General features: G+C 36.4%; 17 protein-coding genes and 1 tRNA gene. 2 read left to right on the top strand and 16 right to left on the bottom strand.

Annotated features, from left to right (window positions below):
• Positions 1–77: 77 nt before the first annotated feature.
• The 5 genes from M030_RS0122525 to M030_RS0122505 all read right to left on the bottom strand — a co-directional run bounded on the left by M030_RS0122525 (position 78) and on the right by M030_RS0122505 (position 3,982).
• A complete protein-coding gene (locus tag M030_RS0122525) occupies positions 78–923 on the bottom strand; it encodes a mechanosensitive ion channel family protein (protein WP_027375478.1) in 846 nt (281 codons plus the stop codon).
• 354 nt (positions 924–1,277) lie between these two features.
• Positions 1,278–2,012 (bottom strand): SDR family NAD(P)-dependent oxidoreductase, encoded by a 735-nt coding sequence (locus M030_RS0122520; protein WP_027375477.1) that lies wholly within the window; start codon positions 2,010–2,012, stop codon positions 1,278–1,280.
• A 192-nt stretch (positions 2,013–2,204) separates the two neighbouring features.
• Complete coding sequence (yajC, locus tag M030_RS0122515) at positions 2,205–2,558, bottom strand: preprotein translocase subunit YajC (RefSeq protein ID WP_027375476.1); 354 nt, start codon at positions 2,556–2,558, stop codon at positions 2,205–2,207.
• A gap of 10 nt (positions 2,559–2,568) precedes the next feature.
• The gene (locus M030_RS0122510) at positions 2,569–3,075 is read right to left on the bottom strand and encodes a DUF1573 domain-containing protein (protein ID WP_027375475.1); all 507 of its coding nucleotides are present in this window, start codon (positions 3,073–3,075) and stop codon (positions 2,569–2,571) included.
• A gap of 1 nt (position 3,076) precedes the next feature.
• Positions 3,077–3,982, bottom strand: a complete 906-nt coding sequence (locus tag M030_RS0122505; RefSeq protein WP_027375474.1) for a transcription antitermination protein NusB — start codon at positions 3,980–3,982, stop codon at positions 3,077–3,079.
• Positions 3,983–4,073: 91 nt separating this feature from the next.
• Between M030_RS0122505 and M030_RS0122500 the strand changes: the two genes are divergently transcribed.
• Both M030_RS0122500 and M030_RS0122495 read left to right on the top strand, forming a co-directional pair.
• The gene (locus tag M030_RS0122500; RefSeq protein ID WP_027375473.1) at positions 4,074–5,735 is read left to right on the top strand and encodes an ABC transporter ATP-binding protein; all 1,662 of its coding nucleotides are present in this window, start codon (positions 4,074–4,076) and stop codon (positions 5,733–5,735) included.
• Positions 5,736–5,834: 99 nt separating this feature from the next.
• The gene (locus tag M030_RS0122495) at positions 5,835–6,170 is read left to right on the top strand and encodes a DUF3276 family protein (RefSeq protein ID WP_027375472.1); all 336 of its coding nucleotides are present in this window, start codon (positions 5,835–5,837) and stop codon (positions 6,168–6,170) included.
• Positions 6,171–6,583: 413 nt separating this feature from the next.
• On the opposite strand, the gene M030_RS0122490 is transcribed toward M030_RS0122495, so the two are convergent.
• From M030_RS0122490 to M030_RS0122440, 11 genes are all read right to left on the bottom strand, one after another.
• Positions 6,584–6,659 (bottom strand) — tRNA-His (locus M030_RS0122490).
• A gap of 35 nt (positions 6,660–6,694) precedes the next feature.
• Positions 6,695–7,414 (bottom strand): bacillithiol biosynthesis deacetylase BshB1, encoded by a 720-nt coding sequence (gene bshB1 / locus M030_RS0122485; protein WP_027375471.1) that lies wholly within the window; start codon positions 7,412–7,414, stop codon positions 6,695–6,697.
• Positions 7,415–7,495: 81 nt separating this feature from the next.
• Positions 7,496–9,148: a tetratricopeptide repeat protein gene (locus M030_RS0122480; protein WP_027375470.1), complete on the bottom strand. Its 1,653-nt coding sequence runs from the start codon at positions 9,146–9,148 to the stop codon at positions 7,496–7,498.
• A 90-nt stretch (positions 9,149–9,238) separates the two neighbouring features.
• Positions 9,239–10,114 (bottom strand): PstS family phosphate ABC transporter substrate-binding protein, encoded by an 876-nt coding sequence (locus M030_RS0122475; RefSeq protein ID WP_027375469.1) that lies wholly within the window; start codon positions 10,112–10,114, stop codon positions 9,239–9,241.
• The gene (locus tag M030_RS0122470; protein WP_027375468.1) at positions 10,104–10,298 is read right to left on the bottom strand and encodes a DUF308 domain-containing protein; all 195 of its coding nucleotides are present in this window, start codon (positions 10,296–10,298) and stop codon (positions 10,104–10,106) included. Before M030_RS0122470 ends, M030_RS0122475 begins: the two co-directional genes overlap by 11 nt.
• 78 nt (positions 10,299–10,376) lie before the next feature.
• Positions 10,377–11,216: an energy transducer TonB gene (locus M030_RS0122465; protein ID WP_027375467.1), complete on the bottom strand. Its 840-nt coding sequence runs from the start codon at positions 11,214–11,216 to the stop codon at positions 10,377–10,379.
• Positions 11,217–11,244: 28 nt separating this feature from the next.
• Entirely contained in the window at positions 11,245–11,811 is a 567-nt protein-coding gene (locus M030_RS0122460) for an ExbD/TolR family protein (RefSeq protein WP_027375466.1), read from the bottom strand.
• 11 nt (positions 11,812–11,822) lie between these two features.
• A complete protein-coding gene (locus M030_RS0122455; protein ID WP_027375465.1) occupies positions 11,823–12,431 on the bottom strand; it encodes an ExbD/TolR family protein in 609 nt (202 codons plus the stop codon).
• Between the two features lie 62 nt (positions 12,432–12,493).
• On the bottom strand, positions 12,494–13,357 hold the full coding sequence (locus M030_RS0122450; protein ID WP_027375464.1) for a MotA/TolQ/ExbB proton channel family protein: 864 nt from the start codon (positions 13,355–13,357) through the stop codon (positions 12,494–12,496).
• A 240-nt stretch (positions 13,358–13,597) separates the two neighbouring features.
• Positions 13,598–16,411, bottom strand: coding sequence for a leucine--tRNA ligase (gene leuS / locus M030_RS0122445; protein ID WP_027375463.1), 2,814 nt, complete (start codon positions 16,409–16,411; stop codon positions 13,598–13,600).
• A 181-nt stretch (positions 16,412–16,592) separates the two neighbouring features.
• The gene (locus M030_RS0122440; RefSeq protein WP_027375462.1) at positions 16,593–17,075 is read right to left on the bottom strand and encodes a lipocalin family protein; all 483 of its coding nucleotides are present in this window, start codon (positions 17,073–17,075) and stop codon (positions 16,593–16,595) included.
• Between the last annotated feature and the right edge of the window lie 130 nt (positions 17,076–17,205).

The raw sequence follows: 17,205 nt of genomic DNA, 5'->3' as shown, positions 1-17,205 counted from the left end.
AATAATCTATGAAATAAGTAATAAAAAAATCCTGCATGATCTCAATGCAGGATTTTTATGATCATATTAAAATACCGTTACTGGTTGTAAACGTGCACATCTCTTTGTGGAAAAGGAATTCCGATTCCGGCCTGATCAAGGGCTTCTTTACAACTGATAATCAGTTCTTCATTCATTGTCCAGAAATCAGCAGCTGTAGCACTTACTCTTATTGATAAATTTACGGCACTGTCCCCAAGCTCAGTCACTACTACCTGCGGTGCCGGTGTAGCAAGGGCATATTGATTATTTTTTATAACATCCAATAAAAGGTCCTTTGTTTTTCTAAGGTCTGCATCGTAAGCAACCCCTATATCAAGTGCTGTTCTTCGTATTCCCAGTTGTGTAAAGTTGGTAATGCTGTTATTTGAAACGACTCCGTTAGGAATAACAATTAAATGATTCTGGGGAGTAATCAGTTTGGTATGGAAGATATCAATTGCCTGTACCGTTCCTGATACTCCGGAATTAGTAGAAATAAAATCTCCGATCTTAAATGGTTTTAGTAAAAGAATAAGTATTCCCCCTGCAAAATTTGTCAGTGATCCCTGTAAAGCAAGACCTACGGCCAGACCGGCAGCACCAATCATCGCTACGAATGCTGAAGTCTGTACTCCCAATTGCGTAACTACCACGATGAAAAGCAGAATATTAAGTCCCCAGTTGATAATATTTAAAAGGAAAAGCTGTAAAGAAGCTTCCATATTACGCTTTTTAAAAGCTTTTTCAACAAGTTTTTTAATCATTCTGATCATCCACGAACCTATCAGGTAAATCAATACCGCAGAAACTACTGCCGTAAAAATTCGTGGAGCCCATGAAATGGCAGAAGCGATTAAAGTGTCCCAATGTTGCTGAATGTTGTTCAATTGCAGATTGTCCATTTGTATTGTACTATTTAAGTGTTTTTAATTTGAATTTCAGACTCTTCACCATGTATGAATTCCCAATGAAATTGTGTAAAATGATCTATACCCAAAAGAAACGATGCCTTACCTGCCCGGAGGTAAAGTAAAATGTTTTAAAAACACAGAAATAGATTGATTGCTAAACAGAAGGGTTCAACATTACTCAATGATCATTCGGAATTACATCTTACGTAAAGAAATAATTTCGGTTCTGACTATTACAAAAAAGGTACCGAACTTTCGTTTTATCGGAACTTATACACATAAAAGTGATAATTAACCAGATGTGTTCAAAATATTTTTTACAAAAGTATTTAATTAGGGTACAAACTATGGGAGTTTTGCGACCAGACTTTCAGGTAAAAGCCTTAAAATATGGTAAATGATCTTCCATTTAAAATTTGGAACAATGGTAAAAGAATTTCCCGCATTGACGATAAATTTTGCCACGTAATCAGGTTCCATAATCAGGGACTCGTTCAGTTGCAGTCCGTCATTAATTTTTGTTCTGATATACCCAATTACCAGAGCATTGACAATTATTTTCCGGGCTGAAAGTTCCTGTCTCAATCCGGCAAGATATTGTGTAAAAGCGGCCTTTGTGCTTCCATACACAAAATTACTTTTCCTTCCTCTTACTCCGGATAATGAAGAGAGCCCTACAATCCTTTCGAGATTTTTATTGCTTTCATCCATGGCAATAATATTCAGGACAGATACTGCGCCCATATAATTGACTTCCATCATTTGTTTTGCTCCTCGGAAATCGGTTAATGCACTGTGATTATCTACTAAAAAACCTGCTGCATAGACAACAATATGAGGTTTTACAGGAAGATCAGCATACAATTTCCGATGTGAATCAAAATCCGCAGCATCAAAATATAAAACCATTACTTTATCCTGATTCAGATTATCTGACACCATAAAATCCTCGAGTGATGTTGTATTTCTGGAAGCAGCGATCACAGAAAAGCCCTTTTCAAGGTATTGGATGATACATTGTTTTGCTACGTCTGAATTAGCTCCTAAAATGAGAACCGTTTTGCCTGTGTTTTGATTCATACGGCAAAGATAATTTTTATTACCGCTAATTTCACTAATGTTTTCTCAAATAAGCACAAATGATTTCGAGCACTACCCAATCAGGAATTGATAGGTTATCCGTATTTTTATTAATTATGGAGCAAAGCATATAAAAAGGTTGCGGCGGGTGAACTTCGTTCACCCGCCGCAACTCAATATTTTCAAACCGAATTATTTTTTTTCTTCAGTTTCTGTTTCTTTTTTATCAGCAGCTTTTGTTTTATCTCCAAAACGCGATTCTGTCATTTCTCTTGAAACCGCTGCTTTTTCAAATTTCAGTTTTCCTGATAATGTTTCAATTACGAAACCATCATCCTGAACCTGAGCTATTCTTCCGTGAAGACCTGATGTAAGGACTACTCTCGTGCCTACTTTAAGGTTCTCCTGAAAGTTTTTTTCCTGCTTTTGTTTTCTCATCTGAGGTCTGATCATCAGGAAATAAAACCCTACAAACATTACCCCCATCATGATCAGCATCATAGATGAAGATCCTCCTGGCTGGGCTTGTAAAAATAATGTCAACATATTTTTAAAATTATGGTTGAATGTTCGCAGTGAACGTTAATTTAATAGGAGCCTTTTCTACATTGGCAAAAACATCTGCATATTTCTGAACATTACCGTCGAAGTTTGTAGAATCAAAATGTAAAGTGATTTTACCTTTTTTACCAGGCATGATCGGCTCTTTTGTAAAGTCAGGGGCAGTACATCCGCATCCAGGTTTTACTTCAGAAATTACTAAAGGATTCTTACCTGTGTTGGTTACTTCATACACGTGCTGAACTTTATCTCCTTTTTTAATTTTTCCAAAATCGAAATTGCTTTCCGATAAAGCGATAGAAGTAGATGGTTCGTTAGAAACCGGTGCAGCGGCAGTCTCCCCTGCTACTGGTGCGGCTGCAGAATCTGTAATTGCCGGAGCGGCAGCTGTAGAATCTGTAGCGATAGCTTCAGCACTTTGAGTTTCTTTGTTTTCTTTTTTACATGAAACTAAACCAAAGCCTATGATAGATAAGGCGATAATTGATAACGTCTTTTTCATTTTATATTCTATTTTGATCTTTACAATATTTATCTAAAATACCATTAATGAAAATATTGGAACGGTCTGTAGCAAATACTTTTGCAATTTCAATATATTCATTAATAATAACTCTTGAAGGGGTAAACGCAAAGTTATCAAGTTCTGCAATGGCAGTAGACAAAATAACTTTATCCATGAGAGAAACTCTTTCAAGATCCCAGTTTTCAAGTCTTTCTTCCAGCTTTTTCTCATTGTTTTCCCAATTGTTCAAAGTATCTTTCAACAATTTTGCTGCGAAAGTTTTATCCTCTTCATCTTTAATCATTTTGATTAAAGTTCTGCTTTCTTCATCTTCTCTCAAGAAACCGATTGTTTTCTGTACCATGGAATTGGCAATGTGGATATCATCATACCATGAAAGTTCTTTATCTCCAAGATAATCATGAAAATCTTCGTTCTCAGCAATATATCTTAAAAATAGTTTTCCGATAAATTTCTGATCTTCTTCAAAAGAATAGCCTTCTTCTTTCATGAAATCCTGATAACGCTTTCCAGCAGTGATTCTTTGGAAAGTTTTCACCAATAAATCATCGTGCATATCCCATTTCAATTGTTTATGCTGACCTGTGAAAAATAATCTCTCCGGATTTTCTTCCAGTTTTCGCAATACCTGATTGTTGATGAATTTTTGGTTAGGATTAATATCAGCATCGGTTTTAAGATATTTATTCTTCCCGATTTCAATCTGGTGTTCCGCCAGATCTTTCAGGCCCACCAAAAAATTAAGCTGATAAATATAGAGATAATAGATTTTCTCTATACCAGAGAACATATTTTTCTCTAAAACATCAAACTTTACAGGATTCTGATAGTAAGAATACACTGTTTGTACTACTTTTTCACGGATTTGTCGTCTTCCTAACATTCAAAGAGCTTTTTTATGAGTGCAAAGATACAAAATTTAAAATTGATGAAATTCGTAGTGTGATGACATTTTTGTAATTTTGTCAAACTATATGAAAGCTCTAAAAACCTTAAACCCTTATTTTTGGAAACACAAAATATTATTGTTTTGGGGAGTACTATTTATCATTGCCAGTAATTTTTTTAATATTTATAAAGTTCAGTTTGTAGGTAAATCTGTTGATGAGCTTACAAAAAGCGGAAATCTTGGTTTCAATCAGCAGGTACTTATTTATGTTGCGATCATTGTGGGATGCTCACTTCTCACGGGATTCTTTACTTTTATGATGAGACAAACGATCATTGTAGCTTCAAGAAGAATTGAATATGAACTGAAAAACAAGATTTACAGGCACTATCAGGATTTATCTTTGACGGATTATAAACAAACCACTATCGGTGATCTGATGAACAGGCTCAGTGAAGATGTAGTGGCGGTAAGAATGTATCTCGGACCTGGTGTCATGTATGTGGCCAACCTTATTGTTCTGGTATTGATCACAGCTATTTATATGGTGAAGACGGATGCTTCAATGACTTTATGGACATTGCTGCCACTTCCGGTTTTATCCTATGCAATATATAAAGTCAGTTCGATCATTAATAAGAAGTCGAAAATCATGCAGAAAAGTCAGTCTGCTATTTCAACTTTCGTTCAGGACAGTTTTTCCGGAATCCGTGTGGTAAAGTTTTTTGCACGTGAAAAATATATTGAGAAAAACTATGGTGTAAAAGTGACTGATTACCAGAACAAAGCTCTGGATCTTGCGAAAACAGAAGCCTATTTCTTTACCATTATTTTATTTGTAATCGGACTTTTGAACGTGGCCGTGATTTTAATAGGCGGTCAAAAATATATTGCAGGAGAATTAAGTATCGGCAAGATTGCAGATTTCTTCATGTATATCAATACATTGATTTTCCCGTTCTCCATGGTAGGCTGGGTAACTTCCGTTAACCAGAGGGCTGAAGCATCCATGCAAAGGATCAATGAGTTCATGGATAAAAAATCAGAAATTATTAATACCAATTTTGAAAATTATCCTATCCAAGGAGAAATTGAATTCAGAAACGTTTCTTATGTATACCCTAATACAGGGATCAAGGCTCTGCAAAACCTGAGTTTTAAGATCAAAGCTGGAGAATCTTTGGCTATAATGGGGAAAACCGGAAGCGGAAAGTCTACTGTAGCTTTGCTTTTATGCAGATTAATAGATCCTACAGAAGGGGAAATCTTAATTGACGGCAAAAACCTGAAAGAACATAATCTTACCAATTACAGGAACTTCATAGGATATATTCCTCAGGAAAGCTATTTATTCTCCGATTCTATTGAAAATAATATCGGATTTGCCATTGACCATCCTTCTCACGAAAAGGTAGTAGAATATGCCCGCATTGCAGATGTTCATAAAAATATTGTTGAATTTAAAGAGCAATATAAAACACTGGTAGGTGAACGCGGGGTGATGCTTTCGGGAGGTCAAAAGCAAAGAATTTGTATTGCAAGGGCCTTAATTAAAGACCCGAATATCATAATTTTTGATGATTCTTTGTCTGCTTTAGATACCGAGACAGAACAGAATATTCTTGAAAATATAGACCGGAAAATCAGCAATGCGACGTCCATAATTATCACACACAGAGAGTCTAGCGCTCAAAAGGCTGACCAAATCATCAACCTTACAGAAATTGCCAATTCTGTAACTGCTTAGCCGTTTCATTCTCAATTGTTAAATAAATCATAAAAAAAATTTTGTGATTAAAAGAATTCTTTTATATTTGTTCTTAACAAGATTAAAAAATATCTAACAATGAGTGAATACAAGGAACGCCATGAAAATGAGATTTTCACGAAGGTGTTAAAAGCAGGAAGAAGAACTTATTTCTTTGATGTGCGCGAGACGAAAGCAGGAGATTATTATCTTACGATTACCGAAAGTAAAAAGAATTTCGGAGAGAATGGGGAAGCCACATTCGAGAAGCATAAAATTTACCTTTATAAGGAGGATTTTAAAAGTTTCCAGGAGATGTTTAATGAGTCCACAGATTTCATCATTAACGAAAAGGGTGAGGATGTAATTTCAGAAAAACATGACAAAGACTTCAAAAGCAGATCTTTCACAATCGATTCTGACGACGAGGTTTAAAAAAGAATATCTAAAAACACAAGCATCTGAAAAAGATGCTTTTTTTATGTCTGAAAATGAAAGTCAGATTGAAGTGAACTGGTTGAACTGCTATAATAAGACTTACGAATTGACTGTGCGTAAGATTTATGATGAACAATAAAATAATGACTGTAAAAAATTTTTCATAGTAATTAGTTGTAATTCTAGATAGATTATGGAGAATTATTTCTCTTAATTTGGTAACACAATATAAAAACATTTCCTCTCCTTCCCTAAAAACTATTGAAGAAAACCATTTTTACGTGCTTATATAAAGAATCTGAATAAATAAAATGAAAAAAATTCCCGCTGGAATGTGAAAACAGAAGATTATTTTCTTTTTGAAATATTGTAAAATAAAAAAGTACACTTTCAAAAAGTGTACTTTCTTTGGGTGAATGATGGGTCTCGAACCCACGACCTTCGGAACCACAATCCGACGCTCTAACCAACTGAGCTACAATCACCGTTTTCTGAGTGCAAATATAGGACAATTTCCTCAACTACCAAACAATTCCATCAAAATTTTTCAAAGAAATTAACCTTTCTGACGTAAAGCCCTCAGCATAAGCCACTCCCGATAAACGCCCTAAATCCTGCGCACGGTAGGTTAAGCTTTCATAAAAGTCTTTTGTGGTGATTGGAGTCTCAGGTTCCGTGGAAGTCGGGTCATAAAACTGAGTTTTATATGCCATACACGAATCGATCTTCTTATCCAGAAATTCTGAGATGTCAATAACAAACTCCGGTCTGATGTCTTTCCATTGAATATAATGAAAAATATGCTTTGGACGCCAGACTTCCTGATTCTCGCCGTCCAATACTGTTTCAATTTTTCTCAATCCGGACAAAAAGCACGCATCCGATACTAATTTCGCTCCTTTTGCATGGTCCGGATGTCTATCATCAATTGCATTGGCCAAGACGATTTCCGGGCGGTATTTACGAATCATTTTTACGATCCTCATCTGGTATTCTTCAGAGTTGACAAGAAAGCCGTCTTTCATTCCAAGGTTTTCTCTTGCGGAAAGCCCCAAAATTCTGGCAGCATCAGCAGCCTCTGCTTTTCTTGTTTCATCAGTACCTCTAGTCCCGAGTTCTCCTCTTGTCAGATCTACAACAACACATTTTTTACCCTCCGAAACCATTTTGGCAATAGTTCCTCCACATCCGAGCTCTACATCGTCAGGATGTGCTCCAAAAGCAAGTATATCAGTTTTCATATAGTCAAAGATAGGATTTAAAATAAAAACTTCCCATACATTGCGAATGGGAAGTTTTACTATATATAATTTAAATTTAAATTACTTATTAATTTCTGCATTTAATTTTACAGCGTCCTGGTAAGTAGGATCCAGCTGTAAAGATTTAGCAACATAATCTTTCGCTTTTGCAATATCAGAATCTTTGCTCATGTAAGCCACTGCAAAGTAAGCATAAGCAAGAGTTTGCTTGTTGGCTTCCTGATCAGCCGGTTTTACCGTACTGATGAATTTTTCGTAAGCTATTTTCGCAGCATCGTTATTTCCTGCCTGTTGGTAAGAATATCCCTGGCTGTAATAAGCCGGAGCCCAATCAGGAAGTAATGCTGACATTTTTTGCCATGTTAGGATGGCACCATTCCAGTTTTTAACATCCTGGTAAGCTGTTGCCAGTTTAAATAAAGCATCAGAATCCTGGCTGTTGGCAGCCACTTGTTTTTTCAAAGCTTCGATAGCAGGGCTGGTAGCCCCTTTATCTACATCAGCCTGAGAAGCACCTCCGCCACCAGCGATGTTGGCTAATTCCATATCCCACTTCATTGTTTCATCTTTTGCAGCTTTTGCAATGGCAATTTTCTGCTGAGATTCAGTCATTAAAGCAGTTTTCTTAGCAGCATCTTTTTCATCTTTTGCTAATCCAGCAGCAATAAGCCCCTGAAGTCCCTGGTCAGCAGGTTGTACTCTTGTTTTCTCTGCCTGAGAAATGAAAGTGTCCATATTCTGCTTAGCACCCGTATAGTTTTTATCTGCATAATCCTGGTATGCTCTTAATTTGAACTTAATAGGATCTTCAATTTTATCAAAAATCTTATCCAGAACTGTTTTAGAATTAGCATAATCTTCGTTTGTGAAGTACAGCTTTGAAATTTCTAATTGAGTATACGGATCTTCGTCAGCGTATTTTGTATAGTTAATAAGGTCTTGTGTAGCTTTTGCATTCTGCTGATATCTGATATCATATCCAGCCATTGCTTTGTAAGCAGGAGCATATGTTGGATCTACACCAATTGCCTTATCGATATTTTGCTTAGCTTGTTGCCATTGTTGAGCTGCCATCCATAAAGTCGCCATTCTTGTATAAACAGATGCTTTATTTTTAGCTGTAGGCAGTGCTTTATCGTATGCAGACATAGCCTCACCCGGCATTCTTTTCAATCTGTAAGCATCTCCTAATGTATAATAATAATGTGCAGGAACTCCTTTTTTCTCAGCTTTTTCAATTGCTTTGGTTAAGAATTGGATAGCAAGATCCGGAGAACTGTTCTTTTCAAATAAAGTTAAAGCTTCTGCCGCTCTGAACAGAACTTCAGCATCTTTTTCTTTTGAATCAGTTACTACTTTCTGAATCTCAGCGATTGCAGCTTTGTCTCCTTTTCCTAATTTCACGGCAGCAAGACCGATTTTATTAAGAAAGCTCTTGCCGTCAGCAGCTAATCCTTTGTTGAAATTTTCAGTTGCTTTGGCATAATCAGGTTCTCCCTGTCTCAGGAAAGTGTTTCCTAAGTAGAAGTAATTCTCAGCAGTAGGTTCTTTAGCGATCATATCAGTGAAGTTGGTCTTTGCCTGAGCAAATTTATCACTGTCTATACTGTTGATACCATCCTGCAATGTTTGTGCAGTGGCAAAACCGGTAAAAAATACTACGGCTGCTCCAAAAGCAATCTTTTTTACATTCATAATCATTATATCTTTCATTTTATATTTCTAAATAATCGAGTTATATCTACACAATTTTCAGACCAAAACGGTTATTTCTTTTGTGGTAAATTGTGACTTTAATATTTTTTAACGCATTTGCACCTCTCTCTTGTAAAGGTTATAAGGCTGTAAACCTTCTTTCTGAACTATTTTTTGTCCTAAATGTGTGCAGGAAAATCTGATAAATCCATTGGCAATATTAAAATTACCTTCATTGATAAGGAAATAAAGGACTCTTGTAAACGGATATTCCATGTTGCGAAGTCCTTCATAGTCGGCTGTATATTGTTTTCCTTTCTCTACAACGGGCAGTACTTTCACCATTTCTCTAAGCTTCTCAGAAGTTTTATCATAAGGACGGCTAAAGGTATTTAATCCGATTACTCCAATCTTACCGGGATATTTTCCAAGTTCTTCAATAATTTTCTGATTCCCCGGAATAATTGAAAATTTAAGGTCTTTAGGTTGTTTTTTCAGCTTTTCAGCTACAAAATTAAGATTACTTGAGTTGGTTCCGTCGAAGATAAAATCTTTTTTATCTGAAGCCAGCCCGGCATTGATTTCTTCCATTGAAATACTTTCTTTAGGAGAATCTTTAGGAACAACAAACACCACTGCGTCAGCTGCAAATTTAGCAGGAAGAAATTTTAAATCAGTTCTTTCCTCGTATGTTTTGATCTCGTCAGCATTAAGATTTCTTGACATAACGATGACCTTTGCCTTACCTTTCAAGAGATCCAATAAGCCTAAATCTTCTTTTTGGGTAGCAACCTTAATCCTTGTTTCAGGATAATTGATCATATAGCCGTCAGCTAATGCTTCAGTAACGCTTTGAAAGGATTCGTCTGTATAAATGGTAAGATCACCTTTATTATAGGATGGGGATTTCTCCTCCTTTTTTTTGCAGCCAATGAGCAGTATACTCAAAACAAAAACGACTGCAATTTTAACACTATTCTTCATCTCTCGATTTTTTGATTCTTGAAATCGCCCTGTAAATTCTGAAAACTCCATAAATAATAAGAACCACGCCTAATGCATAAGCAACAGCAGGTTCTAAAATGGTAAAGAAGAATTTATAGACAATTACTACAATTCCCAAAACGATATAAAACAATCCCGTAACCAGGGATAACCAATTGAACATCATGTAACAAAAATACCAAAAAAAATAAAAAAGAGAAGCATATGCTTCTCTTTTTATTTATAATTTGAATAATTAGTCTTATTCAAAGTTCATCGTAAATGGTACGCTATAGTAAGATCTTACGCTTTCTCCGTTTCTCTTAGCTGGAGTCCACTTTTTAAGTTTCTTCACTACACGGATTGCTTCATTGTTGAAGTCGCTATTTGGAGATTTTTCTTCAATAGTAACTCCGGAAACAGTTCCGTCTTTTTCTACAACGAACTTAAGCTTAGCTTTAAGTGTACCTTCTCCTTCCATTCCTGAATTATCGAAGTTTTCACCTAAGAACTTTCTTAATGCTCCCATACCTCCAGGATATTCCGCAGACTGGTCTACATCTTTGTAGATTTCGTTAGGGTTATTCGCTTTCACCTCTACCGTAGCAGTTTTTGTACCTGTAGATGGTGGTGGCGGTGGTGGCGTATAAGCCGGAGCTTTTACTCCTTCCTGATTGTTCAAACCAGTTGTAGTTTCCAACTGCTTAGAAATTGGCGGTGGTGGAGTTTCGATCTTCGGAGCTTTTACAGGCTCAGGAACAACGTTCTGAATTACCTCGATTTTCTCCTCTTCTTTTGGTGGTGGAGGTGGTGGAGGTGGTTCTTCTTCTTTAGGCTGCTCAATGATCGGATCTTCTTCGATAATATCTACAAGATCTGCCTTTACTTCTTGCTTAGGCGGAGCTGTAAGATTCTTGATCGTAAGATAGATGAACGGAGATAAAGCTGCCAAAAGGAATAATGCTGTTCCGATAATAAATGACTTGGTTAAAAGTCTCGGATACTGATGTCTAAGATCATAGGCACCATATTCCTTGTTTCTATTTTCAAATACGATTTCGTCTAGGGTAAGATTCTGACCGTATACATTTTCATCTGCCATAGATTAGATATACAATTTTATGGTTAAATTACTTTGTAGCAGCCGGTGCAGCAGCACCACCTATTTTCTTTTCATAAACAGCTTTTTCAAAAGGCTTTATATCGGTAACACCGTATTGTTCGCTTTTGGTAATTGCCATTTCGTCAAGAATATCAACAAAGTTCTTATATACAGCATCGTCAGTTGGCTTAATGATCACGGTAAATTTACTTTGATCTGCAGCTTTAGATTTTGCCTGCTGAATTACTTTTCTAATTCCTTCTCTGTCAAGAGTAGTTTCCATAAGATTCTGGTCATTCAAGGAAGTTGGATCCTGCTGGTGCCAGAACACTCTGTTATCTTTTCCTAATAAGATAGAAATTGAGTTAGAAAGTTTAATTTCTGTTGGAGGAGGTTTCGGCTGATCCTTTTTAGGTTTAGCCGGAAGACCTAAGTCCATAACATTCGGTTTACTGAATGTAGTTGTGAACATAAAGAAGGTAATCAATAGAAAACCCAAGTCCACCATCGGAGTCATATCGACTCTGGTACTCTGCTTCTTGGAACGGACTTTGCCGCCCTTGCCGCCTTTTTCCTGTACTTGTACTTCTGCCATTTCTATCGATATTATTCGTTAGGTTTACCTTCTTGTGATGTAATCAACCAAAATTTAAGAAAATCAATATCTCTTAAACCTTCAAACAAGCTTTTTACTTTAGGGTACTGAGTTGTAACGTCACCTTTAATAGCTAACTTGTAGTCAGGATTAACGCTTAAACTTTCTTTTACCCAGTCGATTAATTGCTTATTTGTACTGTCCATAGGAATACCTGTAGGACTCTTATAATTTTTCTGCTCATCTGCAGGCATATCCAAGTACCCTTTTAGTTGGTTCATTGGAACTCCAATTGCCTGAACTTTCTGGAAAGCAGCTTTTTGGTTGTTGTCAAAAGTAATTCCATACTTTTGTCCCATTTTATCCAAAAGAGCAACTCTTTCTGATGCGTTTTCTACTGGCTGGAAATAGAATTTTCCGTCCGGAGTAGCGTTGATAGTCATTAAACTAGCATCAGGAAGCAATTTTTCCGAAATTGAAGATGGCGGTTTGATCTGCTCCACGTCAGGTTTTTTAAACTGAGTGGTCAAGATAAAGAACGTAAGGAGTAGGAACGCAACGTCACACATTGCAGTCATGTCCGTAATTACTCCATGTCTTTTTGGTTTGACTCTCGCCATTATTATAAAATATTTTTAATTAAACTTCTTTTTAATTGCTAATGCAAATTTCTTGCTAATTCTTAGTTGAATTCAGCGAAAGATTGTTGGATACTCATAGAGATCTCGTCGATCTTGTAAGTTAATCCGTCAATTTTAGAAGTAAAGAAGTTATAAAGGATAATAGCGATTGCTGAAGTACCAATACCTAATGCCGTGTTGATCAAGGCTTCAGAGATACCAGTAGATAGAGCAGCAGCATCCGGAGTACCACCTCCTGAACCTAATGCGAAGAACGCCTTGATCATCCCGATTACCGTTCCAAGTAGTGCTACTAACGTTGCAACAGTACCTAAAGTAGAAAGGATCATCATGTTTTTCTCAAGCATTGGCATCTCAAGAGTTGTAGCTTCTTCGATAGCTTTGTTAAGTGCTACCATTTTCTGCTCTTTATTTAATGTGTTATCATGAGAAAGTGCTTTGTAAGTAGTAAGACCTTCTTTCACTACGTTACCTACAGAACCCTGTTGTCTGTCGCACTCTTCGATAGCTTCATCAATTTTGTTTTGGTTTAGTAAGCTTCTTACTTGTACAACGAAGTTGTCTAAGTTTCCTTTTCCTGCAGCTTTACCAAGAACGAAATATCTTTCAAAAGAGAAAACGATTACAGTAATCATGAAAGTAATCAAGATTGGTACGATAACCCCTCCTTTGTAGATAATACCTAAAAACGATTCTGGGTGAATGTCTTTTCCTTCAATACTTGAAAACGCTACAGATCCGCTTCCCAGTTTGTCTGCATCTTTGAAGTTTCCTGGGCTACCAAGAACGAATAAATAAATACATACTCCTATAGCAAATAGAATAGGAATAATAACAGCTGGATTTAAACCTCCTGCTTTTCTAGCAACTACTTGCTCATCATTTTTTGAAACATTCATTTCCATATTTAACTAAATTATATTGTTTTAAAATTTTACAGGGTGTAAATTAAAGGCAAAATTAATTAAAATGCAAGAGTCTTAATTAAACATTTTGCTTTTTTTTAATAAAGAAAATTTAATACGATTTTAATATTATAATTATTCGCAGTTATTTTATTTATTTTTTTCAAATTTAACATTTGGGTTAAAAAATCAAAAAAATTAGACGTCCATTTTTTTTAATTTCCCAATGTTAATTTTTTTTTAAATTACGATATTCACAATACGGTGAGGAACTACAATGATTTTTTTAGGGGTTTTTCCTTCCAAAATCTGTTGCATTTTCTCATTTGAAATCACCAAATCTTCTACTTCCTTAGCAGAAAACTGAGCGGAAAGGGAAATTTTGAACTTCATTTTACCATTTACGCTTACCGGATATTCAATTTCATCTTCGATGAGATAATCCTCATTTAATACAGGAAACTTTTCAAATTCGATAGAGGTTTCATGTCCCAGCAGGCTCCAAAGTTCTTCACAGATGTGAGGGGCATATGGAGAGATGATTACGGCAAGAGGTTCCAGAATGCTGCGTTTGTTGCATTTTAATTTCTGAAGTTCATTCACGGCAATCATAAAGGAAGATACGGAAGTATTGAAAGAGAAGTTTTCAATGTCGTACACCACCTTTTTAATTAAGGTATGTAGAACTTTATATTCAGCTTTTGTAGGCTCTTCATCAGAAACTTCGAATACGTCTCCGTTGAAATAAAGGTTCCAGAATTTTTTAAGGAATCCGTACACTCCACTTAATCCCTGAGTATTCCAAGGTTTGGATTGCTCCAATGGCCCCAGGAACATTTCATATAATCTTAATCCGTCTGCTCCGTATTCTTCACAGATATCATCAGGATTCACGACATTATATTTGGATTTGGACATTTTTTCAACTTCACGGTCTGTGATGTATTTTCCGTCTTCCAGGATAAATTCTGCATCTGCATAATCAGGTCTCCATGCTTTAAAAGCTTCGGTATCCAATTCGTCAGAGGTTCCTTTTAATAAGGATACATCAACATGGATTTGTTGGGTCTGATAGTCTTTTGCTAAATTTTTAGATACATATTGATTGGTCCCGTCAATTCTATAAACGAATGCGCTCATTCCGAGAATCATTCCCTGATTGATCAATTTCTGGAAAGGCTCATCATGGTTGATCCAGCCTCTGTCTTTTAAGAACATATTCCAGAAACGGGAATATAATAAGTGACCGGTTGCGTGCTCGCTACCTCCGATATATAAATCTACCTGTCCCCAATAATCGGAAAGATTCTTTGCAGAAAATTCACCATCATTATGGGGATCCATATATCTAAGGAAATACCATGAGCTTCCGGCCCATCCTGGCATTGTAGACAATTCCAATGGGAATATGGTCTGGTCATCAATTAAATCTGTAGCCACTACTTTTTGATTCGCTTCATCCCATGCAAATGTTTTTGCATTTCCTAATGGCGGATCTCCATCTTCTGTTGGCAGATATTTTTCAACTTCCGGAAGTTCCAATGGCAACGCAGAAGTTGGTAATGTGTATGGCATCCCATCCTTATAATATATAGGAACAGGTTCTCCCCAATATCTTTGTCTTGAGAAAATCGCATCACGTTGTCTGTAGTTCGTCGTTCCGTGTCCAATACCTTTGGTTTCGATCTCGGAAATTATTTTTGATTTTGCATCGTTATAATTTAATCCGTTTAAGAAATCAGAATTTACACAAACAGAATCTTTAGAATCAAAAGATTTTTCCTGAACATCTTCTTCGGTTTCTACTACTTTTTTAATTTCTAAATTAAATTTCTTCGCAAATCTATGATCACGCTCGTCATGTGCCGGAACAGCCATCACAGCTCCTGTTCCGTATCCCATCAACACATAGTCTGAAATATAGATTGGCATTTTCTCACCACTGAACGGATTGATTGCATAGCTTCCGGTGAACGCTCCGCTCACGTTTTTCACGTCGGACATTCTGTCTCTTTCGGTTTTTTTGGAAGTTTCTTCTATATATGTATCGACTTCTGCCTTTTGGGCATCTGTAGTGATTGTATCTACCAAAGGGTTTTCAGGAGCCAGTACCATAAATGTAGCTCCAAAAATAGTATCAGGTCTTGTGGTAAATACTTCAACGATTTCGTCATGTCCTTCTACGTCGAACTGAACCTGTGCTCCCTGAGATTTTCCGATCCAATACTCCTGAGAATCTTTCAAAGGCTGTGGCCAATCCAGTGTAGCAAGTCCCTGTAATAATCTTTCTGAATAAGCAGAGATTCTCATGCTCCACTGCATCATTTTTTTCTGAAATACAGGAAATCCTCCTCTTTCAGATTTCCCGTCTTTTACCTCATCATTGGCTAATACAGTTCCTAATGCAGGGCACCAGTTTACGGTAGTTTCGGCTCTGTAGGCAAGACGGTAATTCAATAAGATATCTTCTTTATCAATTTCGGAAGCACTTTTCCACTCTTCAGCGGTAAAGTTTAATTCGTCATTCTGATTGGCATTCAATCCTTCGGTCCCTTTTTGTTCAAAATGCTGAATCAGGGTATCGATAGGTTCTGCCTTATCCGTATTTTTATTATACCACGAATGATACAACTGAATAAAAATCCATTGTGTCCACTTGTAATAGGAAGCATCAGAAGTTCTTACTTCCCTGCTCCAGTCAAATGAAAATCCGATTTTTCTCAATTGCTCTTCGTATCTGTTGATGTTTTGCTCTGTAGTGATTGCCGGATGCTGTCCTGTCTGGATGGCATACTGCTCAGCAGGAAGTCCAAAACTGTCATATCCTACAGGGTGGAGCACGTTAAACCCCTGATGTCTTTTATATCTCGCATAAATATCTGATGCAATGTATCCCAGCGGGTGACCTACGTGAAGTCCGGCCCCGGATGGGTACGGGAACATATCGAGTACATAAAATTTAGGTTTATCGGTATTATCGGAGGTTTTATAGGTTTGATTTTCCTCCCAGTATTTCTGCCACTTTTTTTCTATCTGCTGATGATCGTAAAACACTTTATATATATGTTATATGTTAGACTTTAAATATTGGATTTTTTTATCCCGTAAACAAGATTCACAAAAATAATGATTTTAAAAGAAATAGAAATTTAAATTATGATGAATTCCAAATCTCTGGTCATAAAAAAATCTCATCCGGGGATGAGATCTGTTTTTATATCTTGAATTACACTTATTATTTCTGAGGGTTTACTCTCGTAAAAGTATATGTCCTTGTTTTAAATACAGTCGGATCCTGAGTCTCTTCTCTTACTGCCAGGTTGAGAGTCGTATCGTTCAGAGTCACCACCTTTGCTGAAACAGGTTCTACAATTCCCTGAAATTTCATGATAACCGTCTTCGCCCCTTTTTCATAGGTGTAGGTAAAGTTTTTGTCCGGCAAAATATTACATGTGCCACCAGCAGTAGTAGGCTCCGTTACATCTATTTTTTTCCCATTGGTTTCAGTGCTGAACCACCATCTGGATAGCTTCTGGCAATCGGTATAAGTAATCTGATCTGAAATCGGTTGTTCTCCCGTCTCTACTGTAGTAACCACTTCTTTTAACGGTTGCCAAAGCCCTACAAGCGGTGCTTCCCTAACATTATCATTATCGTTATTACATCCGGTAGCCACCAATAATGACACCCCTGCAAATAGTAGTAGTAATTTCTTCATAGATTAATTTTTTCAATCGCTAAAATTATAATTTTTTTGATTTATATAACGATTTTTTATCAAAAATTATTTCATCAACCTTTATTTATATATATTTAAAAACAGGAAACCTCAAAAAAGCCTTTATTTA

Origin of the sequence: Chryseobacterium sp. UNC8MFCol, from assembly GCF_000482305.1 — a bacterium.
GTDB lineage: Bacteria > Bacteroidota > Bacteroidia > Flavobacteriales > Weeksellaceae > Chryseobacterium > Chryseobacterium indologenes.
This window is presented reverse-complemented; position numbering and strand designations above follow the sequence as displayed.